Source organism: Pseudomonas sp. UMAB-40 (assembly GCF_900095275.1).
Lineage (GTDB): Bacteria > Pseudomonadota > Gammaproteobacteria > Pseudomonadales > Pseudomonadaceae > Aquipseudomonas > Aquipseudomonas mandelii_B.
Genome location: NZ_LT607559.1, coordinates 232729 through 256861 on the forward strand (window position 1 = coordinate 232729; position 24133 = coordinate 256861).

24 protein-coding genes and 2 pseudogenes are annotated in these 24133 nt (G+C 60.6%); 11 read left to right on the forward strand and 15 right to left on the reverse strand.

Annotation, left to right across the window (positions count from 1 at the left end):
• A pseudogene (locus tag K0F88_RS32420) lies at positions 1-72 on the forward strand (flavin reductase family protein); the annotation flags it as partial.
• On the opposite strand, the gene K0F88_RS14860 reads toward K0F88_RS32420, so the two are convergent.
• Together K0F88_RS14860 and K0F88_RS14865 are read right to left on the reverse strand one after the other, a co-directional pair.
• Positions 73-303 (reverse strand): hypothetical protein, encoded by a 231-nt coding sequence (locus K0F88_RS14860; protein ID WP_083375873.1) that lies wholly within the window; start codon positions 301-303, stop codon positions 73-75. It abuts the pseudogene before it with no gap.
• A gap of 41 nt (positions 304-344) precedes the next feature.
• Positions 345-698, reverse strand: coding sequence for a putative quinol monooxygenase (locus K0F88_RS14865; RefSeq protein WP_094470954.1), 354 nt, complete (start codon positions 696-698; stop codon positions 345-347).
• A gap of 335 nt (positions 699-1033) precedes the next feature.
• Between K0F88_RS14865 and K0F88_RS14870 the strand changes: the two genes are divergently transcribed.
• Positions 1034-1963, forward strand: a complete 930-nt coding sequence (locus K0F88_RS14870; RefSeq protein ID WP_219095531.1) for an AraC family transcriptional regulator — start codon at positions 1034-1036, stop codon at positions 1961-1963.
• Positions 1964-2094: 131 nt separating this feature from the next.
• Here the strand turns inward: K0F88_RS14870 and K0F88_RS14875 are convergent, their stop codons facing one another.
• The 6 genes from K0F88_RS14875 to K0F88_RS14900 form a co-directional block, all read right to left on the reverse strand.
• Positions 2095-3150 (reverse strand): ABC transporter ATP-binding protein, encoded by a 1056-nt coding sequence (locus K0F88_RS14875; protein WP_094470952.1) that lies wholly within the window; start codon positions 3148-3150, stop codon positions 2095-2097.
• A 15-nt stretch (positions 3151-3165) separates the two neighbouring features.
• Positions 3166-4023 carry an ABC transporter permease gene (locus K0F88_RS14880; RefSeq protein ID WP_219095532.1) on the reverse strand — a complete coding sequence of 286 codons (858 nt, stop codon included), beginning with the start codon at positions 4021-4023 and terminating at the stop codon, positions 3166-3168.
• On the reverse strand, positions 4020-4928 hold the full coding sequence (locus K0F88_RS14885) for an ABC transporter permease (protein ID WP_094470950.1): 909 nt from the start codon (positions 4926-4928) through the stop codon (positions 4020-4022). Before K0F88_RS14885 ends, K0F88_RS14880 begins: the two co-directional genes overlap by 4 nt.
• Before the next feature lie 194 nt (positions 4929-5122).
• Positions 5123-6226, reverse strand: coding sequence for an extracellular solute-binding protein (locus tag K0F88_RS14890; protein ID WP_094470949.1), 1104 nt, complete (start codon positions 6224-6226; stop codon positions 5123-5125).
• 217 nt (positions 6227-6443) lie between these two features.
• A complete protein-coding gene (locus K0F88_RS14895) occupies positions 6444-7892 on the reverse strand; it encodes an aldehyde dehydrogenase family protein (RefSeq protein ID WP_094470948.1) in 1449 nt (482 codons plus the stop codon).
• Positions 7889-9526, reverse strand: coding sequence for a 5-guanidino-2-oxopentanoate decarboxylase (locus tag K0F88_RS14900; RefSeq protein WP_219095533.1), 1638 nt, complete (start codon positions 9524-9526; stop codon positions 7889-7891). The genes K0F88_RS14895 and K0F88_RS14900 overlap by 4 nt, the downstream gene beginning before the upstream one ends.
• Positions 9527-9685: 159 nt before the next feature.
• Between K0F88_RS14900 and K0F88_RS14905 the strand changes: the two genes are divergently transcribed.
• Complete coding sequence (locus tag K0F88_RS14905) at positions 9686-10567, forward strand: LysR substrate-binding domain-containing protein (RefSeq protein WP_219095534.1); 882 nt, start codon at positions 9686-9688, stop codon at positions 10565-10567.
• A gap of 68 nt (positions 10568-10635) precedes the next feature.
• On the opposite strand, the gene K0F88_RS14910 is transcribed toward K0F88_RS14905, so the two are convergent.
• Both K0F88_RS14910 and K0F88_RS14915 read right to left on the reverse strand, forming a co-directional pair.
• Positions 10636-11250, reverse strand: coding sequence for an NAD(P)-dependent oxidoreductase (locus K0F88_RS14910; protein WP_219095535.1), 615 nt, complete (start codon positions 11248-11250; stop codon positions 10636-10638).
• 212 nt (positions 11251-11462) lie between these two features.
• The gene (locus tag K0F88_RS14915) at positions 11463-12350 is read right to left on the reverse strand and encodes an MBL fold metallo-hydrolase (protein ID WP_219095536.1); all 888 of its coding nucleotides are present in this window, start codon (positions 12348-12350) and stop codon (positions 11463-11465) included.
• A gap of 115 nt (positions 12351-12465) precedes the next feature.
• On the opposite strand from K0F88_RS14915, the gene K0F88_RS14920 reads away from it, so the two are divergent.
• Complete coding sequence (locus K0F88_RS14920; protein WP_219095537.1) at positions 12466-13371, forward strand: LysR family transcriptional regulator; 906 nt, start codon at positions 12466-12468, stop codon at positions 13369-13371.
• Between the two features lie 220 nt (positions 13372-13591).
• Positions 13592-13768, forward strand: a complete 177-nt coding sequence (locus K0F88_RS14925) for a hypothetical protein (protein ID WP_176457761.1) — start codon at positions 13592-13594, stop codon at positions 13766-13768.
• Positions 13769-13777: 9 nt separating this feature from the next.
• Here the strand turns inward: K0F88_RS14925 and K0F88_RS14930 are convergent, their stop codons facing one another.
• The gene (locus K0F88_RS14930) at positions 13778-14674 is read right to left on the reverse strand and encodes a helix-turn-helix domain-containing protein (protein WP_219095538.1); all 897 of its coding nucleotides are present in this window, start codon (positions 14672-14674) and stop codon (positions 13778-13780) included.
• Positions 14675-14871: 197 nt separating this feature from the next.
• Here K0F88_RS14930 and pobA point away from each other — a divergent pair, with 197 nt between their 5' ends.
• Complete coding sequence (pobA, locus tag K0F88_RS14935; protein ID WP_219095550.1) at positions 14872-16056, forward strand: 4-hydroxybenzoate 3-monooxygenase; 1185 nt, start codon at positions 14872-14874, stop codon at positions 16054-16056.
• Between the two features lie 80 nt (positions 16057-16136).
• The gene (locus tag K0F88_RS14940; protein WP_219095539.1) at positions 16137-17654 is read left to right on the forward strand and encodes an MDR family MFS transporter; all 1518 of its coding nucleotides are present in this window, start codon (positions 16137-16139) and stop codon (positions 17652-17654) included.
• Positions 17655-17789: 135 nt separating this feature from the next.
• Here K0F88_RS14940 and K0F88_RS14945 read toward each other — a convergent pair whose 3' ends face one another.
• The 4 genes from K0F88_RS14945 to K0F88_RS14960 all read right to left on the reverse strand — a co-directional run bounded on the left by K0F88_RS14945 (position 17790) and on the right by K0F88_RS14960 (position 21850).
• Positions 17790-18638 (reverse strand): cache domain-containing protein, encoded by an 849-nt coding sequence (locus K0F88_RS14945; RefSeq protein WP_219095540.1) that lies wholly within the window; start codon positions 18636-18638, stop codon positions 17790-17792.
• 271 nt (positions 18639-18909) lie between these two features.
• Positions 18910-19788, reverse strand: coding sequence for an ATPase (locus K0F88_RS14950; protein WP_219095541.1), 879 nt, complete (start codon positions 19786-19788; stop codon positions 18910-18912).
• Between the two features lie 121 nt (positions 19789-19909).
• Complete coding sequence (locus K0F88_RS14955) at positions 19910-20902, reverse strand: NAD(P)-dependent oxidoreductase (RefSeq protein WP_219095542.1); 993 nt, start codon at positions 20900-20902, stop codon at positions 19910-19912.
• Positions 20903-20956: 54 nt separating this feature from the next.
• A complete protein-coding gene (locus K0F88_RS14960; protein WP_109634394.1) occupies positions 20957-21850 on the reverse strand; it encodes a LysR family transcriptional regulator ArgP in 894 nt (297 codons plus the stop codon).
• Between the two features lie 96 nt (positions 21851-21946).
• Here K0F88_RS14960 and K0F88_RS14965 point away from each other — a divergent pair, with 96 nt between their 5' ends.
• The 4 genes and pseudogenes from K0F88_RS14965 to K0F88_RS33000 form a co-directional block, all read left to right on the forward strand.
• Positions 21947-22348 carry an ACT domain-containing protein gene (locus K0F88_RS14965; RefSeq protein ID WP_219095543.1) on the forward strand — a complete coding sequence of 134 codons (402 nt, stop codon included), beginning with the start codon at positions 21947-21949 and terminating at the stop codon, positions 22346-22348.
• A 6-nt stretch (positions 22349-22354) separates the two neighbouring features.
• Positions 22355-22957 carry a LysE/ArgO family amino acid transporter gene (locus K0F88_RS14970; protein WP_219095544.1) on the forward strand — a complete coding sequence of 201 codons (603 nt, stop codon included), beginning with the start codon at positions 22355-22357 and terminating at the stop codon, positions 22955-22957.
• Between the two features lie 176 nt (positions 22958-23133).
• Positions 23134-23730: a superoxide dismutase gene (locus K0F88_RS14975; protein WP_219095545.1), complete on the forward strand. Its 597-nt coding sequence runs from the start codon at positions 23134-23136 to the stop codon at positions 23728-23730.
• Between the two features lie 121 nt (positions 23731-23851).
• Positions 23852-24133 (forward strand): annotated as a pseudogene (locus K0F88_RS33000) (hypothetical protein); the annotation flags it as partial.

Consider the following 24133-nt stretch of genomic DNA (forward strand, 5'->3'; position numbering starts at 1 on the left):
GGGCCAGCGGATTACTTTCAGCTGGGGCCAGAGGCCTTGTTCAAGATGTTCCGCCCGGGGGCGGTCAAGTAATCACCAGAGCAGGTCGGCGTCTTCTTTGACGTCTTTGAGGCGGGTCAGCTCTTTTGCGGCGGCCAGATCAGCCTCGTTGGCCGTCTTGAAGATTTGCCCTTCAAGTACTTTGTGAAAACGTGGCGCACCGGTGCCACCGATGGCTTTGACGGCGATCGCGGCGTGGTAACCCCCCTCGCCCGGTACTACAGCGGAAACAGCTTCGAAATGATCAAAGGCTTTACGTGCCATGTCGCGGATCCTGGCTGATTGAGAATGGAGCCATTAAACCCTCAACCCGCCATTTTGTGTACCCACGACCGGGACTGCCCCAGCGCCTGGTCGGCCGACACGTCCTTGAAGGTATGAAAATCCAGGCTGTTGACCACCAGTTCCTGCACCAGCTCGGCGAAAATCTCCATCGCCGGGGTGCCGAAATAGGCCGTCATCGCTTGCTGGTGCGTCCAGAAACCGGACACCAGCCACAACTCTGGTTCACATTGCGAATGCTGCAGGGAAAAACTCAGGCAACCCGGCGCGCTGCGGGACGGCTCGATCAAGGCGCTCAGGCGCGCCCCGAGTTCTGCCGAACGCCCGGCGCGGGCACGAACAAAAGCCATATGACTGACGGGGATCTGCGTAGACATGTTCAACCCTCCCAGGGAGTCGAGTGGCAGCCGGGGGACGGGCTGCGACAGGATCAAAGGTTAAGCGCACAGGGGGAAGCGCGGTTAGTCGATTCCTGCCGGCTTTTTGCACAATCCTGCGCGGCGTTTCGATAAACCTGTAACAACCTGTAAAAGCGTTCGTATCAACGAAACACGGCTTTCAAGCAAGTTTCCCTGGGTTGCAGCAGCGATAGAGGCACCGCTGATCCACTCGATGCAGAATCAGGCAAGCTTGAGGCAGGATGTGTCTACCGCTGCGTCTTGCACAAACTTAAGCTGGCCCCATTACCAACACCTGCGCGAGGATGCCCGGCATGTCGTCGTTCGATCACTTTCAAGCCCCGCTGGATGCCGACATGGAGAAACAGCGCGCGGAACTGGCCACTATCATCCGTCGCAACACAACGGACGATGGCACTTATGCCACTGCGGTCGGCTCGCTGTTCATGTCGCGTCACGGTAAGTCTCATGACTTTGCCCCGGTGCTGGCGCAACCGGCGTTGTGCATCATGGCCCAGGGCCGCAAAGAGGTCAGGCTGGCCGATGAATACTTCAATTACGATCCGCTGAATTACCTGGTGGTGTCGGTCTCGATGCCACTGAGCGGACGAGTAGTGAATGTCACCTCTGAAGAACCGATCCTCGCGGTGCGACTGGATATTGATCCGGCCGAAATTACCGCGCTGATTGCCGACGCCGGCCCTTTGGGCGTACCGACCCGCCCCACCGGCCGCGGCCTGTATGTCGAACGGATTGATACAGCGATGCTCGACGCGGTGTTGCGTCTGGCGCGTTTGCTGGATGCGCCGAAAGACATCGCCATGCTCGCGCCGCTGATTCGTCGGGAGATTCTTTATCGGTTGTTGCGCAGTCAGCAGGGGCATCGGCTGTATGAGATTGCGATTGCCAATAGCCAGAGCCACCGCATCAGTCAGGCGATCAAGTGGCTGAACGGCAACTATGAGCAACCGCTGCGTATCGATGATCTGGCGAAGGAAGTGAACCTGAGCGTGTCGACGTTGCATCACCGTTTCAAGGCGATGACGGCGATGAGCCCGCTGCAGTATCAGAAGCAACTGCGCTTGCAGGAAGCGCGGAGGTTGATGCTGTCCGAGGGGTTGGAAGCTTCGGCGGCGGGGTATCGGGTGGGGTATGAAAGCCCTTCGCAATTCAGCCGGGAGTACAGCCGGTTGTTTGGCGCGCCGCCGTTGAGGGATTTGGCGCGGTTGCGGTTGTCCGTCTGATCCAGCGTTTGTTGTGTGGCTGATGGCCTCATCGCGGGCAAGCCCGCTCCCACAGGTATTGCGGTGTACACATAACCTGTGGGAGCGGGCTTGCCCGCGATGGGGCCAATGAATTCAGCCCGTTTCTAATGTCAGGCGCCGAGTACGCGGCACGCCTCAGCCGGCAAAGTCACCGACACCGGGTTGCCAATGCTCAGCCCAAACCCCTGACACGGCGTGCTCAGCGCGGTAAACGACACCCCGGAACACTCAACCGTCGTTTCAATCGTCGCGCCAATATCGCGCACAAACGTCACCGTGCCGAGCAACCGGTTCCCCGCCGTCGCCTGCGGATGCGACAGTTGCAGGTCTTCAGGGCGAATCAGCATTTTCACCTTCTCACCGGCCACAATGCTGCTGCAGATCGGCACTTCCAGCGCATCACCACCCGGCAGGCCGACCTTGCCGTTACCCAGCGCGGTGGCCGGGAAGATGTTGCCCGAGCCGATAAAGTCCGCGACAAATTCGTTGGCCGGGTGCCGGTAGATTTCAATCGGCGTGCCAACTTGTTGCACCCGATGCTCACCCAATACCACCACGATATCGGCCATGGTCATGGCTTCACGCTGATCGTGGGTCACCATGATCGTGGTGATGTTCAGGCGCTGTTGCAGCTGACGGATTTCCACTTGCATCGACTCGCGCAGCTTGGCGTCGAGCGCCGACAGCGGCTCATCGAGCAGGAGGATTTTCGGGTGGTTGGCAATCGCCCGGGCAATCGCCACGCGCTGGCGTTGACCGCCAGACAGCTTCGCCACAGGGCGATCAATCATCTCGCTCAGCTGTATCAGTTCCAGCAACTCCACCACCCGCGCCTGCTGGTCAGCCTTGCTGACCCCGCGCAGTTTCAGCGGATAGGCGATGTTCTCCCCCACCGTCATGTGCGGAAACAGCGCCAGGGACTGGAACACCATGCCGAAATTGCGCTGATGCGCAGGCGTGTGGCCGATGTCTTCACCGTCCAGGCGAATCTCGCCGCCGCTCAGGGTTTCAAGCCCGGCAATCATCCGCAGCAAGGTGGTTTTACCGCAGCCCGACGGGCCGAGGAAACACACCAGTTTGCCTTCCGGCAAATGCAGGTTTACATCCTTTACCGCGCAGGCCGAGCCGTAATGTTTCTCGACGTTTTCCAGAATCAGACCAGTCATGTTGCACCTCAAGAATCAGAACGAAACGCCACCTTCACCGACCAGCTTCTCCAGCGCCCAGATCAGGACGAAGTCGATCAGCACGATCAGCACGATCAGCACGGCAAACGAGAAAACGGTAGGGTCGAGCGAAGACACGGTGCGGCTGTACATCCAGATCGGCACGGTCATCACGTCGATGGTGTAGAGGAAATAGGTCACGGTGAATTCGTTGAACGAGACGATGAACGCCAGCAGCATCCCCGCCAGAATCCCCGACTTCATCAACGGCACCACCACATCGATAATCGCTCGCAGCGGGGAAGCGCCGAGCATTTGTGCGGCCTCTTCGACTTCGCTGCCGATGGAGAGCATCGCCGCCGTGCAGTTCTTCACCACGAACGGCAACGCCAGGATCACGTGGGCGATCACCAGCCGCGAGGTGGTCATCTGGAACGGCAGGCTGTCGAACACCAGCAGCAACGCCAGCCCCAACACCACCATCGGAAACACCAGCGGCAGCGACATCAGTTGCAGCGCCACGGCCTTGCCACGGAACTCACAACGGGTCAGCGCGTAAGCCGCCGGTACCGCCACAATCGTGGCGAAGACCATGGTCAGGCACGCCACCATCAGGCTGGTGGTCATGGCTTTGCCCAGGCTCAGCACATCGCTGGAATCCGGTGACACGAAAGTGTGCCAGGCGGCCTTGTACCATTGCAGGCTGTAGCTGCTCGGCGGGAAGTCGAGGTTCGAGGCACCACTGAACGACATCACAATCATGGTCAGGATCGGCAACACCGCCAGCAGCAGGATGAAGCCTGAGAGGATGCCGGCAAACTTGCCGGTCTCGCCGGGCAGCAGCCCATAACGTTTCTTGGTCAACGTGCTCATTGGGAAGCCTCCAGCATGCGCCGACGACGGCCTGTGATGAATTCGGACAAGGTCATGATTGCCAGCGTGGTGACAATCAACACTACGCCGGCAGCGGAGGCGGCAGGCCAGTTCATCAGCGGGGCGATCTGGTCATGCACCATCACTGCAAGCATCGGCACGCGCCGACCGCCGAGCAGCAAAGGCACGACGAAGCTGCTGGCGTTGTAGGCGAACACCAATGTCGCGCCGGTGATGATCCCCGGCATGCTCATCGGCAGCACCACTTGGCGGAACACCTGGAAACGACTCGCGCCGAGGGTGGCGGCGGCTTCTTCGTAAGTACGGGCGACGCCGCGCATGGCGCTGGCAATCGGCAGCACGGCCAATGGGAACGCGGTTTGCACCAGCCCCATCAACACGCCGTTCTGGTTGTAGAGCAACATGATCGGGCGCTTGATCAGGCCCAGGCCCATCAGCGCCTGATTGAGCATGCCACCAGGGCCGAGAATCACCAGCCAGCCGTAGCTTTGCAGCAGCAGGTTGACCAGCAAGGGCAGCAGCACCGCGGCGAGGAAGATCCGTCGCACGAACGGCGAGGTCAGCCGCGACATGGTGTAGGCCACCGGGATCGCCAGCACGACGGCGATCACTGCGCTGATCAAGGCCAGGCGCAGGGTCAGCAGCAAGGATTTGAGGTAATAGGGTTCGAGCAATTGGGCGTAACTGGCCAGGCTGAACCCGGTCCACTCTGCGCCTTTGGTGCCCACGCTCATGCGCAGCACCAGCAGGCTGGCGGCAATCAGCACGCCCAGAAACAGCATCGACGGCGAGAGGAAAAACCACGCACGCGCCGTCGGCGAAACACCCCGGTTGGCGCGCGCGGGAGCGGCGGCGACCGGATGAGTCAAAGGTTGGTGTTCCATAGCAAAGGTCTCGTCAATGGAAAGCAGCTGACAAACACAAGACGTGAAACCACCGTGAACCCTGTGGGAGCGGGCTTGCTCGCGAAGAGGCCGTGTCAGTCGACATCAATGTTGAATGTCACACAGCATTCGCGAGCAAGCCCGCTCCCACATTTTGATTTGTGGTGCTCTCAGGGCTTGTGTTCGTCACTCGATCAGGAAGAAAAGATTTCCGTGTAACGACGAATCCATTGGTCATGCACGGTGGCCAGGAAGGCGTTGTCGTGCATGATCGCCTTCTCGGCAATCTGCTCCGGCGTGAGGATGTACGGGCTTTTGCGCGCTTCAGCGGAGATGATCGCCTTGGCGTTGACCGGGCCGTTGTAGATGTCTTCGGCCATCTTGCCCTGCACCAGCGGGTCCAGAGAGTGGTTGATGAAGGCGTAGGTCAGGTCGGTATCGCCCGGACGGTTCTTCGGCATCACCGAGAGCATCAGGTCGGTGTAGAAACCTTCCTTCATCCCGAACGTGGCGCCCAGGCCGTAGGCCGGATCGCGGATCTGTTTCGGGAAGAACGCGGGTGCGTACAGACCGCCCATGTCCAGGGAACCGGTGCGGAACAGTTCGGCGATCTGGTTCGGGTTTTCACCCAGGGTGACCACACGGTCTTTCAGCTCGGCGAGTTTCTTGAAACCCGGCTCGATGTTGTGCTCGTCACCACCGGCCAGTTTGGCGGCGATGATGATCAGGTCCATCGCTTCGGTCCAGTTCGGCGGCGGCAGGAAGATGTTCGGCGACAGCTCGGCGTCCCACAGGGCGGCATAACTGTCCGGTGCTTCCTTGATGGTGCGGGTGCTGTAGACGAGGCTGTTGCACCACAGCAGGTAACCGATGCCGTGACCATTGGCGCCGGTGCGGTATTTCTCCGGTACGTCGACCAGGTTGGGAATGCGGTTGAGGTCGGGTTTTTCCAGCAGATTGGCCGCGGCCAGGCCTTCGGCGCCTACGCCGGCCAGGGTGATGATGTCGTACTGCGGACGATCACCGCCGGCCTTGAGCTTGGCAACCATTTCCGAGGTGCTGCCGGTGCGGTCAGCGATGACCTTGCAACCGTACTTGTCTTCGAAAGTGGCTGCGATGTTACGCAGAGCAGCCAGGCCAGTGTCATCAGACCAGGTCAGCAGGCGCAGGGTCTTGCCCTGGAACCGCGTGTCGCTGGCATTGGCCTTGACGAAGGGCAAACTCATGGCCGCCGCGGCTACGGACGCCACGCCCACGGTTTTGATGAATTGACGTCTGTTTAGATCATGCTCGCCCATTACGGACTCCCTTTGTTTTTGTAGGTATAAGGCAGGTCGAAACTGTTGCATCCGCGCGGCCGGATCAGCGTTATCCCTCGTATTTTCGGGGGCTTGGCTGAACCAGTGAGTTCATCCTGAGGTCGTGCAAAACACCTGACTATCGATAAAAACTCATCGAAGCCATGACACCAGCGCATGCCTCGATACGAGGCATGCCCTCACCTTTTTCGTGCCTTCAGACGGCGCGAATCACGTGTTTAATTTCCTGGAAAGCCTGCAAACCCCACGGCCCCAATTCGCGGCCGATGCTGCTCTGTTTGTAACCACCCCAGGCGGTCTGCGGGAAGATCACTTGCGGTGCGTTGATCCACACCAGCCCCGCCTGCAAGGCGTTTGCGACGCGATCCGCGGCTTCGTTGTCGCGAGTGACCACGCTGGCCACCAGGCCAAACTGGCTGTCGTTGGCCAAGGCAATCGCTTCGGCTTCAGAGGCGAAACTGCGCACGCAGATCACTGGCCCGAAAATCTCTTCACACCACAACGCACTGTCGAGGGGCACTTCGGTGAAAATCGTCGGCTGTAAAAAATAACCGCGGGACAGGTCTGCGGGACGGTTGCCGCCGCACATCAGCTTGGCGCCGGCACTCAGACCACGATCAATGTGACCGAGCACACGCTGGTATTGCGCCTGATTGACCAGCGCGCCCATTTCCACGTTCGGGTCGAACGGGTCGGCGACGCGAATGGCTTCGGCGCGGGCCTTCAACCGGATGAGGAACTCATCCGCCAATTCGTCAGCGACCAGCACGCGGCTGGTGGCGGAGCACATTTGCCCGGCGTTGAAGAAACCGCCGCCACAGGCCACTTCCACCGCCAGCTCAATGTCAGCATCGGCGAGCACCAGCAGCGAGGATTTGCCGCCCAGTTCCAGGCTCACGCCCTTCACGGTTTCTGCGGCACGTTGCATGACTTGAACACCGACCGCGTTGCTGCCGGTGAAGGAGATTTTGGCGATACGCGGGTCGGCCGACAGCGGCGCGCCGACGGCCAGGCCCGTGCCGCAAACCAGGTTGAACACGCCATCCGGCAAGCCGGACTCAGCGATGATCGCCGCCAGTTCCAGCTCGGGCAGCGGCGTGACTTCGGACGGCTTGAGCACCACGCAGCAACCGGCGGCCAATGCCGGGGCCAGTTTCCAGGCGGTGGTGACCATCGGGAAATTCCACGGCACGATCAGGCCGACCACGCCGCACGGTTCACGGCGCACACGGGCGCTGAAATCGTCAGTGGGCAGCTCGACGTTGCTGTCTTGTTTGGCATCGAGGCCTTCGGCCAGGCCGGCGTAATACTCGAACGTGGCGATCACGTCATCGACGTCGATGGCGGCTTCGAACAGCGGCTTGCCGTTGTTGCTCGACTGCAACGTCATCAAGTGGTCGCGTCCGGCCTGCACCCCAGCGGCGATTCTGCGCAGGATCGCGCCGCGCTCAGTGCCGGTGGTTTTCGACCAGTCGCCGAACGCTTTTGTGGCGGCAGTGACGGCTTGATCGACGGCTTTTTCATCGCCGCCATTCACGGTGGTCAACAGGGCTTCGGTGGCCGGGTTGATCACGCGCAGATGTTCGTTGCCGGCCGACCATTGGCCGTTGATGTACAGACCATCAAGAGTGGTAGGGAAGCTCATTTCGACACCGCCTTCATCCACTGGGTCTGATCGATTTCAATCAGGGTCGGACCTTGGCGATCAGCGGCGGCGCGCAGTGCGCTGCGCAGTTGTTCAACACCGTTGACCGCTTCAGCCGCACAGCCCAGCGCCTTGGCCACGCCGATGAAGTCCGGGGTGTAGATGTCTACGCCCACCGGCTCGATGGCGCGGTTGACCATGTATTTCTTGATCTCTTCGTAGCCCTGGTTATTCCACAGCAGGACGATCACCGGCGTGCGTGCTTCAACCGCGCTGGCCAGTTCCGGCAGGGTGAATTGCAGGCCGCCGTCGCCGATCAAACAAACAACCGGAGGACGCGTGCCGCTTTCAACGCTGCCCCCGAGCCAGGCGCCAATCGCCGCCGGCAAGGCGTAACCGAGGGTGCCGTAACCGGTGGACGAGTTGAACCAGCGACGCGGACGTTCCGGGTTGAAGGTCAGGTTGCCGGTGTACACCGGTTGGGTCGAATCGCCGACGAACACTGCGTCTGGCAGTTCATGCAGGACGGTTTCGAGGAAACGGGTCTGGGCCAGGGTCGGGGCGTCCCAAGTGGCAGCGAGGTCTTCGCGCAGACGGGCAGCGCGGACCTGGCCCCAATCGTTGCGACGCTCGGCCAGCGAGTGTTTGGACAGCTCGCCGAGCAAGGCTTGCGCGGCGTTGCGCGAGTCCGCCACCAGGGCAACTTTCGGCGGGTAATTGCGCACGGTCTGGTCCGGGTCGATGTCCACGCGCAGCAGCACGCCGGGAATCTCGAAACCGCCGGCAAACGTGACGTCGTAATCGGTCTCGGCCAGTTCGGTGCCGATGGCCAGCACCACGTCGGCTTCGGCCACCAGGGCACGGGTCGCAACCAGGCTCTGGGTCGAACCGATCAACAACGGGTGATTGGATTCGAGCATGCCTTTGGCATTGATGGTCAGGGCCACTGGCGCGTCCAGCAGTTCGGCCAACTCGGTCAGCTCGGCGGCTGCATCGATGGCGCCGCCACCGGCAAGAATCAGTGGACGCTTGGCGCCGGCCAGCAGCGCGGTCATGCGGCTGATGGCGCTTGGCGAGGCACCGGCGCGGTCGATGTTCACCGGGAGGCTGGCGAGCAAGTCGTCTGCCTCTTCAACCAGCACATCCAACGGAATTTCGATGTGCACAGGGCGCGGACGGCCGGCCTGGAACAGTGCAAACGCACGGGCCAGCACGCCCGGCAATTCCGCCGCCGACATCAAGGTGTGGGAGAACGCCGCCACGCCGCCGACCAATGCGCTCTGGTTCGGCAGCTCGTGGAGCTTGCCGCGACCGCCGCCCAACTGGCTGCGCGATTGCACGCTGGAGATCACCAGCATCGGGATCGAATCGGCGTAGGCCTGGCCCATGGCGGTGGTGATGTTGGTCATGCCTGGGCCGGTGATGATGAAGCACACACCCGGTTTACCGCTGGTGCGCGCATAACCGTCGGCCATGAAACCGGCGCCCTGTTCGTGACGCGGCGTGACGTGGTTGATGCTCGAACGGGCCAGCCCGCGATACAGCTCCACGGTATGAACCCCGGGAATGCCGAACACCTGCTCGACCCCGTAATCTTCGAGTAACTTGACCAATACTTCGCCGCACGTCGCCATGTCTTTGCCCTTTTTGTTCGTTTGAGACGCCGGGCCTGCGCTGTGTTTATGATGCGTGGGCAGGTCCAGGGATGGCCTCATTGGAACGGGCGACACGTAGCCGCAACAATGGATAAAAAGTCATACTAGCCATGTCCTCACGTCATACCTTGGATCCAAATGAAACGATTGCCTCCCCTGCCGGCGCTGCACACTTTTCTGATTACCGCGCAGTGCTGCAACTTCACCCGGGCCGCCGAACAGCTGTACATCACCCAAGGCGCGGTGAGCCGGCAGATCGCCGGGCTGGAAGAACATCTGGGTTATGAATTGTTTATCCGCCAGGCGCGGGGCTTGAGCCTGACCGCTGAAGGACGCGAATGGCTGCCACGGGTGCAGCAGATTTTCGGCTTGATCGACGAGGCGGTGGAGCAGATCGGCGAGAAGCGCGAAACCCTGCAACTCAAGGCCCCGACGTGCGTGATGCGCTGGCTGCTGCCGCGCCTGGTGCAATGGCAAAGGGAGCGCCCGGACGTGCCTGTGGAATTGACCACCACGGTGAAACACGGCGTGGATTTTCATCGCGAGCAGTTCGATGCGGCGGTGATCTATGGCGTACCGCCGGAGACATCACTGGCGTCCCATCGGCTGTTCGATGAGCAACTGACGCCGGTCTGCTCCCGGCCGTACCTCGAAGGGCCGGTGCCGTTGCAGGCGCCGGAAGATCTGGAACAGCACATGCTGTTGCACCCGACCCGCGACGAACGCGACTGGAAAGCCTGGCTGGCCAGCGCGGAGATTCGCTTGAGCAATGTCAGCAAGGGCCAGCATTTCGAAACCCTGGACCTGGCGATGTCGATGGCGTCCCAGGGGACTGGCGTGGCGATCGGGGATTGGTCATTGATTGGCGATGACCTGAGCGCCGGGCGGCTGGTCATGCCGTTTGAATTGAAGGTGAAGACGGGGTTGGCGTATTACCTGGTGTTCCCGGAAAAACCCGGCCCTTCGCCGAAATTGCGCGAGTTGTTGGGGTGGTTGGTGGAGCAGGCTCAATCGCGTTGAGCCCTGCCGGTTTGACGCATAACCTGTGGGAGCGAGCTTGCTCGCTCCCACAGGTTTTTATAGTGAACTCAATACCCGACGGTGAACCGCTGCCGCGAATGCTCAGGCGCTTCCACTTCATCAATCAGCGCAATCGCATAATCAGCAAATGTGATCCAGCTGCGCCCTGAACTGCTCACCAGCAAATCATCCTTGCCCACCCGAAACGCCCCCGTGCGTTCACCTTCAACGAATTCCGCCGACGGTGACAGAAAGGTCCAGTCCAGATCCTTTTCCTGGCGCAGATTCCCAAGGAACTCAGCCCCGGCGCTCGCCTCAGCCTTGTACGCCTCCGGGAAGCCCTCGCTGTCGATCACCCGAGTGCCATCCGGCAGCAACAATGAACCCGCACCGCCCACCACCAGCAGACGTTTCACCCCGGCTTTTTTCACCGGCCCGATCACGGCGCTGGCCGAAAGGGTCGCGAAGTGCGCCGCGCTGATGACCATGTCATGGCCTTCGACGGCCGCTTGCAACGCGTGGGCATCAAGGGCATCGACATCCTTGGCGACCACCCCGGCACGCGGGGCGATTTTCGAGGTGTCGCGGGCAATGGCCGTGACGCTATGACCACGACGCAAGGCTTCTTCCAGCAGTTGGCTGCCGGCACGGCCGGTGGCACCGATGATTGCGATTTTGCTCATGACGTTCTCCAGTTGGCTTGGGTATACGTGTATTCGTTTGGCATCAAACATTGTGGCGAGGGAGCTTGCTCCCGTTCAGCTACGCAGCAGTCGTAAAACCTGAGAATGCGCTGTGGCGCAAACACTGCGGGGGAGCGCTTCGCACTGGAGCGCCAGCCCGGTCCAGCGGGAGCAAGCTCCCTCGCCACAGTTAATCCACTCGCCACATAAACTTATTCACCCCACTTCATTTCGCCCTTGGCGACTTTCGCGCTCAGCTCCAGCGAGCTTTCTTCGCCCAAAGTCGGGAAGCGTTTTTTCATGGCGGCGATCAGCGCGGCGGCGTCTTTGGCCTTTGGGGTTTCTTCGTCGAAGGCCTTGATGTAATCGGCGGTGAACTGCACGGCGGCCAGCGAACGGGCGCTCTGCCCCAGGTAATGCCCCGGCACGATGGTTTTCGGTTTCAGGGTTTCGATGGCGTGCAGCGTAGCCAGCCAATCGGCGTGGGATTGCGCGGTTTGTGTATCAGCCATCCACACGTGAATGTTTTCTGCCACGACCACACCACCGACCACGGCCTTGAGCGACGGGATCCACACAAAGGTCCGGTCCGGCTGCTTGCCGTCCAGGCCCACCACCTGCAATTTCTGCCCTTCAAGCATCAGGCTGTCGCCCTTGAGTACGCCGGGCACGATCGTTTTGGCCGGCACGTCGGCGCCCATTTTCGGGCCCCAGAACGCTAATTTGCCGTCGACGGTGTGCTTGATGTGATCAACGGTCGGCTGCGAGGCCAGTACTTTGGCGTTCGGGAACGCGGCGGTCAGGGTATCGAGGCCGAAGTAGTAATCCGGGTCACCGTGGCTGATGTAGATGGTGGTCAGTTGCTTGCCGCTGGCGCGGATCTTCTCGACCACCTGTTCGGCTTGGGATTTGCCGAATTGCGCGTCGACCAGAATCGCTTCTTTCTCACCGCTGACCAGAACCGAGGTCACCGGGAAGATCGCCTTGTCGCCCGGGTTGTACACGTCCAGGGTCAGGGTCGATGCCGCCGCAGCGTGGGCCGCGAAGCCGAGGGTGGCGGTGGCCAGCAAAATGCGCTTGAGAGAGGTGAAGCCGATCATCTGTTGCTCCGTTGTCCGAATGCCGTGTCTGGCGATGGGGACAGAGCTTAGTTGCATGACTCAGTACAAAAAATGCGATGCTTGAACATAGTTTGTTTCTGAAAGCGGGCAAATCATGGATCGTCTACAAGCAATGCGGGTGTTCGTCTCAGTGGTCGACCTCGGCAGCCAGTCGGCCGCCGCCGATCATCTGGACCTGTCACGGCCGGTGGTTTCGCGTTATCTGGCCGAGCTGGAAGATTGGGTCGGCGCACGCCTGATGCACCGCACCACGCGCAAATTGAGCCTGACCGCCGCCGGCAGCGAAATCCTGCCTCGCTGTCGGCAGATGCTCGACCTGTCCACCGACATGCAAGCCGCTGTGAGCGAGCCGGATGAGGCGCCACGTGGCCTGCTGCGCATCAGCGTCAGCACCTCGTTCGGTCAGGCGCAATTGGCGGATGCCATGGCGGCTTACGTCAAACGCTACCCCGGTGTCAGCATCGACATGCAGATGCTCGACCGCACGGTGAACCTGGTGGATGAACGCATCGACCTGGCGATCCGTACCAGCAACGACCTTGACCCGAACCTGATCGCCCGGCGGCTGACGGTCTGCCGCTCGGTGATCTGCGCCTCCCCGGCTTACCTGAGCGAACACCCGGCACCGCAGCGGGTCGAGGACCTGAGTCAGCACAACTGCCTGACCCACTCTTACTTCGGCAAAAGCCTCTGGCATTTCGAGGAGGACGGCGAGCCGGTGTCGGTGCCGGTGCAGGGCAACATCAGCGCCAACGAAGCCAGCACCTTGCTGCGTGCAACGATGGCCGGTGCGGGGGTGGCGATGCTGCCCAGTTATCAGGCGGGTGTGCATATCCACAGCGGCGAACTGATCCGCCTGCTGCCACACGCCGAGCCCCGGCAGATGAGCGTGTACGCGGTGTACGCCTCGCGCAAGCACATGCCGGCGGCGCTGCGCAGCATGCTGGATTTTCTGGTCTTGAGATTCCCCGAAGAACCGGAGTGGGATATCGGCCTGTAACCTGATCAAAACTGTGGGAGCGGGCTTGCTCGCGAAGGCGGCTGATCATTCAACAATGATGGCGACTGACCCACCGCCTTCGCGAGCAAGCCCGCTCCCACAGGGGGATATCAGTGTTCTGAATGTCGGGGTACATCCGTAGCGCGCGTCACTGGCATCTCACCCGCGCTGACCTATGCTGAAAGTAATACCGAAGGGTATTCGTTCAGAGGTCAACGCCATGAACACCAAAACAAGAAGATACCTCGCCATTTTCATCACCTGCGCCGCGACGCTGGCGCTGTATGGCACCGCCGCCTGGCGTGTCGAGCAGTTGCGACAACTGCCCCGCGACTACGCGAGTTGTAACTTCGAGCGCTGCATTCCCCACAACGCGACCCTCAACGCCCTTCGGTAACGAAGGCGGTCAGGCCTCGTTGTCCTGATCGGCCTTCAAGCGGTCGCGAAAAGCCTTGGGCGAGATCCCCACCCGGCGCCGGAACAGGCGTGTGAAGTTGGTAGGATCGGAAAAACCCAACACGTCGGACATTTCGTAAATGGTCATGCTGGTGTAGGTCAGCAAGCGCTTGGCTTCCAGCAATTGACGCTCGTGCATGATCTGCAACGCCGGTTGCCCCGCCAGTTCACGGCAGGTGCCGTTGAGGTGCGACACGGAAATCCCCAGCCGATGCGCCAGGTCCTCGACCTTGACGTGCTGACGATAGGTCTCTTCCACCAGCTGGATAAAACCGTTGAGGTATTCCCGGGCGCGATGCGGACGCTGACTGGCATCGCGGCGCGAAATCACCTGACGGCTGACCCACACCATGATCACGCTGACCAACGAATGCATGAGCATTTCGCGCGCGGGCTGGTGGCCGGTGTATTCGTCTTGCAGCGCCGAAAACAGGCTATTGAGGTACTCGCTTTCCTTGCCCGCCGGGTAACTTTCGGCTTGGGCCAGCGCGTTCACCGAGTTGCCCAGTTGCGCCTGAAGATGGGTCACCAGCGGCGCGGCCAAGGTCACGACAAACCCTTCGACGTCCTCGGAAAACCGGTAACCATGTACCGATAACGGCGGCAGGATCAGGATCGCCGGTTCAGTCAGTTGCGTGTGTTTACCTTCGATTTCAAGCTCTGCCTGACCTTTGAATACGAAGAGCAACTGGCACAAATCAGCGTGACGGTGAGGTTTGATTTCCCATTGATGTTCGCGGCTGCGTTTGGAAATGGTTTCACAGTGCAGCAAGTCGGGGGTCGGCCAGTCCAGGCTTTCACCGTAGAGCTTGAACACTGGAATCGAAGGCAGGTCAGGCTTGTTCATCACTTCAATCCAGGCCTCAGAGGGTTACGGGCGATAATCGCACCGATTGGCAGAATGTACAGGTATCGGCTCAGTTTTCACCTTCAATTGACAGACCCGCAAGGGAAAAATGCAAGCACTCGATCCATAAAAATCATTCACCGGCCGTGGTCGCGTGAAGCTTGCGAGTCATAAAAACAATGAAAACAATGAAAACGCTGAAAACCCAAATCGCCATCATTGGCGCCGGTCCCTCCGGTTTGCTGCTCGGCCAATTGCTGCATAACGCCGGAATCGACACCCTGATCCTTGAACGACAGACCCCCGACTATGTGCTCGGGCGAATCCGCGCCGGTGTGCTCGAACAAGGCATGGTAGAGCTGTTGCGTCAGGCCGGGGTGGGTCAGCGTATGGACGCCGAAGGGCTGGTCCATGGTGGTTTCGAACTGGCCCTCGACGGGCGCCGGGTACACATCGATCTGCAAGCCCTGACCGGTGGCAAAACCGTGATGATTTACGGCCAGACCGAAGTCACCCGGGACCTGATGGCCGCTCGTCGGGAGGCTGGCGCGCAGACGATTTACCAGGCCGGCAACGTCGTACCGCACGGGATGAAAACCGCAGAACCGTTCGTGACGTTTGAGAAGGATGGCGAGACGTATCGCCTCGATTGTGACTACATCGCCGGGTGTGACGGTTTCCATGGCGTGGCGCGACAGTCGATTCCGACTGAATGCCTGAAGGTCTTCGAGCGGGTCTATCCATTCGGCTGGCTCGGAATTCTCGCCGATACGCCGCCAGTCCATGAAGAGTTGGTCTACGCCCGCCACGAGCGTGGATTTGCCCTGTGCAGCATGCGCTCGGCAACCCGCACGCGTTATTACCTGCAGGTGCCGGCGGACGAAAAGGTAGAGGACTGGCCGGATCTGCGCTTCTGGGATGAGCTCAAATCGCGCCTGCCTGAGGCGTTGGCCGACTCCCTGGTGACCGGGCCGTCCATCGAAAAAAGCATCGCGCCGCTGCGCAGTTTTGTGGTCGAACCGATGCAGTACGGGCGGATGTTCCTGGTCGGCGACGCCGCGCACATCGTCCCGCCCACCGGCGCCAAAGGCCTGAATCTGGCGGCCAGCGACGTCAGCACCTTGTTCACCATTTTGCAAAAGGTGTACAACGAGGGGCGCCTGGATTTGCTGGAGAAATACTCGGAAATCTGCCTGCGCCGGGTGTGGAAAGCCGAACGGTTTTCCTGGTGGATGACCTCGATGCTGCATCGTTTCGATGACCACGACGCTTTCAGCCAGCGCATCTGCGAGTCGGAGCTGGACTACTTCGTACACTCCGAAGCCGGTCGAAAAACCATTGCAGAAAATTACGTCGGGCTTCCTTATGAGGCTATCGAATAGCCTGCTATCGACTTACACTGGCGAGCATCCCCGCTCGCCTTGCCTCTAGCGGGTCAATCACTGCCCCCAGGTTTTCAGCCGTGACCAATCTCAACCAGCCTGAAACGCCCAAACCGGCCATTCGCAGCGTGTTGATCGCCCTGATGCTGGCGATCTTTCTCGGCGCACTGGACCAGACCATCGTCGCCGTTTCGATGCCGGCCATCTCCGCGCAATTCAAGGACGTCAGCCTGCTGGCCTGGGTGATTTCCGGCTACATGGTGGCGATGACCGTGGCGGTGCCGATCTACGGCAAACTCGGCGATCTCTACGGCCGGCGCAAGTTGATGCTGTTCGGCATGGGGCTGTTCACCCTCGCCTCGCTGTTCTGCGGCATGGCCCAGAGCATGGAGCAACTGGTGCTGGCGCGGATCATTCAGGGCATCGGCGCGGGCGGGATGATTTCGGTCAGCCAGGCAATCATCGGTGACATCGTCCCGCCCCGGGAGCGCGGTCGCTACCAGGGTTACTTCAGCAGCATGTACGCCGTGGCCAGTGTCGCTGGCCCGGTGCTCGGCGGGTACATGACCGAATACCTGTCGTGGCGCTGGGTGTTTTTGATCAACCTGCCGCTGGGCCTCGGGGCCTGGCTGGTGGCCAATCGCACGCTGGTGGGTTTGCCCGTGCCACAACGCCAACCGATCATCGATTACCTCGGCACGCTGCTGATGATCATCGGTTTGACCGCTTTGCTGCTGGGCATTACGGAAGTCGGTCAAGGCCACTCATGGCGCAGCGCCGAAGTGCTGGGCCTTCTCGGGTGCGCGGTGCTGGTGCTGGCGCTGTTCGTCTGGCATGAGCGCCGGGCGCGGGAGCCGTTGCTGCCGATGCACCTGTTCGCCAACCGCAACGCGATCCTGTGCTGGTGCACGATTTTCTTCACCAGTTTCCAGGCCATCTCGCTGATCGTGCTGATGCCGCTGCGCTTCCAGAGCGTCACCGGCGCCGGGGCCGACAGCGCCGCGCTGCACCTGTTGCCGCTGGCCATGGGCTTGCCGATCGGGGCTTATTTTGCCGGACGCCGCACGTCGGTGACCGGGCGCTACAAACCGATGATCCTGACGGGGGCGGTGCTGATGCCGATCTCGATTCTCGGCATGGCCTTCAGTCCGCCCCAGGCTTTCTTGCTCAGCAGTCTGTTTATGTTGCTCAGCGGCATCGCCAGCGGCATGCAATTTCCGACGTCATTGGTTGGCACGCAGAACTCGGTGGAACAGCGGGACATCGGCGTCGCCACAAGCACCACCAACCTGTTCCGCTCGCTGGGCGGCGCGGTGGGCGTGGCGTTGATGTCGGCGCTGTTGCTGGCGTTGCTGCAAGATTCGAGCTTCGCCCATCTGGCCGGTTCGTCGATGATTGCCGAGGGCGGTTCGGGGAATGTGTTGCTGGACGGTTTGAACACTGCACCCGGGGAGGCGCAGAACGCCTTGCGCGCCGAGTTACTGCTGACGTTCAGGCATTTGCTGATGGTCAGTGCGGCGGTGTCGTTGCTGGGGTTGGCGGCGGCGGTTGCGATGCCGAACAGGGTGTTGCGGGGGCGGGAAGATAAGGTTCGGTAGATAGACCGAGTCGCCTGCATTCGCGAGCAAGCCCGCTCCCACATGTGATCTTCGTTGTACACAAATGCTGTGAACACTGGAGATCCATTGTGGGAGCGGGCTTGCTCGCGAAAGCGGTCTGTCAGTCACCATTAATCAAGGGCTGTAATACCCCACAGCCACCAGAAAATGCCCAACCTTTTTCAGGTAGGCATGCTTGTCCTCAACCTTGCCGGTCACCGGGTTTTTCCAGCGGTATTCGTATTCGCCGTAATCCTGTTTGGCAATCAATGCCAGGATCGGCTCGCCCACCGGTTTGCCTTCCGGGTCGTTGATTTTGCCAAAGTCGGTATTGATCAGCCGCAGGTTGGTGCCGTGAGCCACGTAACGCTGGGTGTCCAGGTCGACGACGAACACGTACAAGTCATCCTGCAAGTAGCCACCCTTTAGAGAATTGATCGCAGTCAGCGTGCCCTTCTCGTCCTTGGCCAGATCCGTCGCCGCTTTGTTCAGCAAGGCCATCGCCTGTTCCGCTGACGCCCGTGGCAAGTAGTAGCCCACGGCGAGAATCCGCTGGCCAACGCGCTGATAGAACACATGCTTGCGCTCGACCTTGCCGTCGGACCAGTTCTGCCAGCGGTATTCGGCCTGCTGGATGCCATTGCCCTCCGGCACGTTCAAGGCGTCCTTGAAGGCCTTCTGCAAATCCGGCCCGAGGGTTTCGGACACATCACGCCCGATCAACGCCGAAGACGGCCCGCCACTGGCGAGCATCACGCCCTTGGTATCGACCACGAAGACGTAACGATCCTTGTCGACAAACTCGCCCTGACGGCTGAACGCCGCGAAGGCCTTGTCGCCGTTGTCGTGGTAGTAGGCCAGGGCTTTTTCCAGCAAGGCCTTGGCCGCCTGGCTGTCATCCTTTTCCGCCGTAGCCGCCTGAACCTGCCCCAGACACAGCAACAGCATCCCCCCCAGCGCGGCCAACTTGTGCAGAACCCCCATAGCGCATCCCTCGTTCTTGTCGGTGTTTCAAGAGCGTAGACGGCTATGGGATATGTACGAATATTCAGGAAAGCGCAGGCCATCGCGGCAAACGGGGTTTGTGTGGCGAGGGAGCTTGCTCCCGCTGGGGCGCGCGAAGCGGCCCCAAAACCATTCACCGCCGATATTCAGTTAGATCGGCGGCCTCGTTGACGACTGCTTCGCAGCCGAGCGGGAGCAAGCTCCCTCGCCACAGGTAAGTTCCCTAGCCGTAGATATCCAGCCAACCGGGCTATTGCGCCCGGGCGCGGAGTTGCTGCTGCAGATTCTGGATCTGCGCCTGAAGGGTGTTGATGTTGCGGGTGGTTTGCCCGCGGAAGGCATCGAACTCGGCAGTATTGGTGACGCCTTGCGCGGCCGCCGGGCGGTTGTCCTGCTCGCTTTTGAGCACGATCATGTCTTGTTCCAGACGCTCGATGGCGGCGCTCGGGTTGCCCTGTTTCTTCAACGCGACGATATCGGCGCCGAGGCTTTTGAGCTGGGCGTCGAACTTGCTGGTGTCATCCGGGGCATTTTTCAACGCGGCCAACTCGGTGCTCAAGGCTTTGACCTGCGCCTGCAACTGCGTGTTGGCGGTCTGGTGTTCGGTGCTCTGGGCGGTCATCTGCGCCAGGCGCTTGTCCAGATCGGTGGTTTGCGCGGTCATTTGTGCCAGACGCTTGTCCAGGTCGCTGGTCTGACCGACCACACCTTGCTGCTGCTTGCTTTGATCCTGCAACTGGTTTTCCAGCTGCTTGATTTGCAGTTTCAGGGCTTCGCTGTCGCTGGTGACGTTGGTCTGGCTGGCGACCACCTTGCCGGAAATGTCCTGCAAGCGCCCCGCCGCATCCTCACTGATCCGCGCGAAACTTTCCTGGGTGGCCACCAGTTGCTGTTCCATCAGCGAAATCTGCTGAAAGCTCCACCAGGCAAGGCCGGCGAACGCGAAGAACAAAGCGCCGACCAAGGCCCACAGAGGACCGGTGCTGGCGCTTTTGACTTTGACCACCGGCGCCGTCCGCGAGTGCACGGAGGTGCGGGTAGTGCTTGGAAAATCATCGTCATCGAGGACGTCTGCACGCAGGCTCGGTACATCATCGAAGTCGTCGTTGGCATCGTTACGCATGGACATTGAGTCAACCTTTGTGGAACGCGGTGATGGCTATAGGCGGCGAGTATAAACCCCACAGCCGCAGCGATTGACCCTCAACGCCAAACTCGGTTCAGTGCTGGCCGGTTTGTCACTGCAAAAGTCAGCGAATGTCCTGGGCTTTCCACCAACCGCAGAATTCATCGAGGGCCGTCCAGAGACTGACTTTCGGATCGTAGTCCAGATAATGCCGGGCGCGGCTGATGTCCAGGGTGAAATTTTTGTTCATGACCTGCATGCCCAGTCGCGACAGCGTCGGCTCGGGACGCCCCGGCCACACCTTGCACACCCCTTCGTTGAGCGCGGCAACGCTGTAGGCCAAACCGTAGGAACGGTAACGCGTCACCTGTGGGACATCCATCTTGCGCATGACGTAATTGACCACGTCCCACAACGGCACCGGTGTACCGTTGCTGATGTTGTAGGCTTTGCCCAGCGCCGAACCGCTGGCCAGCAAACTGCTGAGCAGTGCTTCATTGAGGTTTTGCACGCTGGTGAAATCGACCTTGTTCAGGCCGTTGCCGATGATCGCCAGGCGTCCCTTGCGCTGCATTTTCAGCAGCCGCGGGAAGATGCTCATGTCACCCGCCCCCGTCACGAAACGCGGGCGCAGGGCCAGGGTTTCGAGACCGAACTCCTGTGCGCCGAAGACCTTTTGCTCGGCGAGGAATTTGGTGGCGGCGTAGGGATGCTTGAAACGTTTCGGCACCTGTTCTTCGGTCAGCCCCAGATGATCACGGCCATCGAAGTAGATCGACGGCGACGACAAATGCACCAGGCGCCGAACCCGCTGTTTCAGGCAAGCCTCGACCACGTTTTCGGTGACCTGAACATTGCCTTGATGAAAGTCCTGATAACGCCCCCACAAACCGACCGCGCCGGCGCAATGCACCACGGCTTCGACATCGGAACACAGCTCGCGCGCCAGTTCCGGGTCGCTCAAGTCGCCCGGGATAAACTCGGCGCCACGGCGCACCAGGTGTTCGACGCTTTCGGCCCGGCGACCATTGACCCGCACGTCCAGGCCCTGCTCCAGGGCGAAACGCGCAAAACGTCCGCCAATGAAGCCGCTTGCGCCGGTGACCAGAATTTTCATGTAGAGCTCCGATGTCTTTCGTTTTGCGTCATGCGTGAGTCTTGACGCTGCCCGTCAGTCCAACGGCACCAGCCATTGCTTCGACGAACGCACCAATTGATCGGTCAGCAACCCCAGCAACTGACCGCCATTGCGCCAATGATGCCAGTACAGCGGCACATCGATGGGCTTATCTGGCAAAAGCTCCTGCAAGACACCGCGTTCCAGCTGCTCGCGCACCTGTAATTCGGGCACCAGGCCCCAGCCAAGCCCGGCTTCGGTCAGGCGGATGAAGCCTTCAGACGACGGGCATAAATGGTGCTCGAAACCGCCATCGACACCGAGGGACGCGAGGTAACGATGTTGTAGGAAATCGTCCGGGCCGAAGACCAGCGCCGGGGTTTTCGCCAGCAGGTCAGCCCGCACGCCTTCAGGGAAATGCCGCGCGATGAACGCCGGGCTGGCCAGCGCTCGATAACGCATGGCACCCAATAACACGCTGCGTGCGCCAGCCACCGGGCGTTCGCTGGCGCAGATGCACGCGGCCACTTCGCCAGCGCGCATGCGTTTGAGGCCGACGGTCTGATCTTCGACGACCAGGTCCAGCAGCAGGTGTTGCTCGGCGCAGAAATCACTGACGGCTGCGGCCCACCATGTCGCAAGGCTGTCGGCGTTCAGGGCGATGCGCAGACGTTCCGGCAAACCTTCTTCGTCCAGTGCCGGGACCAGCGTCTGTAGATCCCGCTCAAGCAAACGCACCTGCTGGACATGGTTGAGCAGCCGCCGACCAATCTCGGTCGGGGCTGGTGGCGTGACCCGCACCAACACCGGTTGGCCGACCCGCGCCTCCAGCAGCTTGATGCGCTGGGAGATCGCTGATTGCGATAAGCCCAGCACCTGCGCAGCGCGTTCAAACCCGGCCTGCTCAACCACTGCGGCCAGGGCAGACAGCAATTTATAGTCGAACATCAGTTTTCCTAATGAGCGATCAGCATGATTGGTTTTTCTTATACAGCGTTGCACCGGAGAATAGCCAGCAAGCACTCTTGAACAAGGATCACCGACATGGCTGGCGAAACTTCATTGGCAACGCTGCTGCGCAGCATGAGCCCGCAGCTAAACGACGGCGACTACGTGTTCTGCACGTTGCGCGACGGCAAACTGCCCGCCGGTCTCGAGATCGTCGGCAGCTTTCGCGAGCAGGAGGGGCTGACCGTCATTCTCGAACGTTCCCACGCCGAGCAGGCCGGTTTCAGCTTCGATTACGTCGCGGCCTGGATCACCTTGAACGTGCACTCGGCCCTCGAAGCCGTCGGCCTGACGGCCGCCTTCGCCACGGCATTAGGCCAGGCCGGCATCAGTTGCAACGTGATCGCCGGTTACTACCACGACCATTTATTCGTCGGTCAGGCCGATGCCCAACGCGCAATGCACGTGTTGCGCGACCTGGCAGCCAACGCGGAGTAAACCCTTATGTGGCAAAGCTATGTGAATGGCCTGCTGGTGGCCGCCGGGCTGATCATGGCGATCGGCACTCAGAATGCGTTTGTGCTGGCGCAAAGCCTTCGACGTGAACATCACCTGCCGGTGGCAGCGTTGTGCGTCACCTGCGACGCCTTGCTGGTGGCCGCCGGGGTATTCGGGCTGGCGACGGTGCTGGCGCAAAACCCGACCTTGTTGGCAGTCGCCCGCTGGGGTGGCGCGATCTTTTTGATTTGGTATGGCAGTCAGGCGCTACGCCGAGCGTGCTCGAAACAAAGCCTGCAACAAGGTGAAAACCAGACGGTGCGCTCACTGCGCGCGGTGATGCTCAGCGCGTTGGCGGTGACGTTGCTCAACCCGCACGTTTATCTGGATACCGTTTTGTTGATCGGCTCCCTCGGCGCGCAGCAAACCGAGCCCGGCGCTTATGTCGTGGGCGCCGCGAGCGCATCGTTGTTGTGGTTTTTCACCCTGGCACTGGGCGCCGCATGGTTGGCACCCTGGCTGGCTCGGCCAAGCACATGGCGAATTCTCGAACTGCTGGTGGCGGTGATGATGTTCGCCGTGGCGTTTCAATTAATTGTCGCCGGCTGATTATTCCAAAAGGCTCTGGAACCTCTATTCCACACAGTTGTTGCGTGGTTATGCCGCACCCCCGGTGCTATGATCCGATCCGATGCGCCGCAAAGAGTACAAACTCCCCGGCGCTTGTCTGGCCGCCCGTGATCGGCCTTGCGCTCACCGCAACTGACCTGATTAGGAGAATCATCATGGCTTTCGAATTGCCGCCGCTGCCTTACGCACACGATGCCCTGCAGCCGCACATTTCCAAGGAAACGCTGGAATACCACCACGACAAGCACCACAACACCTACGTCGTGAACCTGAACAACCTGGTGCCAGGCACCGAGTTCGAAGGCAAGACCCTGGAAGAAATCGTCAAATCTTCTTCGGGCGGCATCTTCAACAACGCCGCTCAGGTCTGGAACCACACTTTCTACTGGAACTGCCTGGCGCCAAACGCCGGCGGTCAACCAACCGACGCACTGGCTGAAGCCATCAACGCTTCTTTCGGTTCGTTCGACAAGTTCAAAGAAGAATTCAGCAAAACCTCCATCGGCACCTTCGGTTCCGGTTGGGGCTGGCTGGTGAAAAAGGCTGACGGCTCCCTGGCCCTGGCCAGCACCATCGGTGCCGGCAACCCGCTGACCAGCGGCGACACCCCGCTGCTGACCTGCGACGTCTGGGAACACGCTTACTACATCGACTACCGCAACGTTCGTCCGAAATACGTCGAAGCGTTCTGGAACCTGGTCAACTGGAAATTCGTGGCTGAGCAATTTGAAGGCAAAACCTTCAAGGCTTAAGCTCGACGCCAGACAAGAAACCCGGCTTTTATGCCGGGTTTAATGAGATGGTCAGCCTGACCGAGAAGCCCTGCAGGTTTACGCTTGCAGGGCTTTTCTCGTTTTCGGCGGAGGATCTCTCATGAATACGATGACGCTTCTCGGTATCGACATTGGCAAACACAGTTTCCACCTGCATGGCCAGGATGCCAAAGGTCATCAGGTATTGCGCAAGAAAACCAACCGCGGCCAATTGCTCAGCACATTGGCGCAGGTACCGTCCTGTACGGTGGTAATGGAGTCCTGCGGCGGCATTCCCACGCGGAGCATGGGAACGATCAATCGGGAGGCAACAGGAAGAGATTGGTCGGCTATCAGGCCGCCATCGCAGGCAAGCCAGCTCCCACAGGGAATGGCGTACACC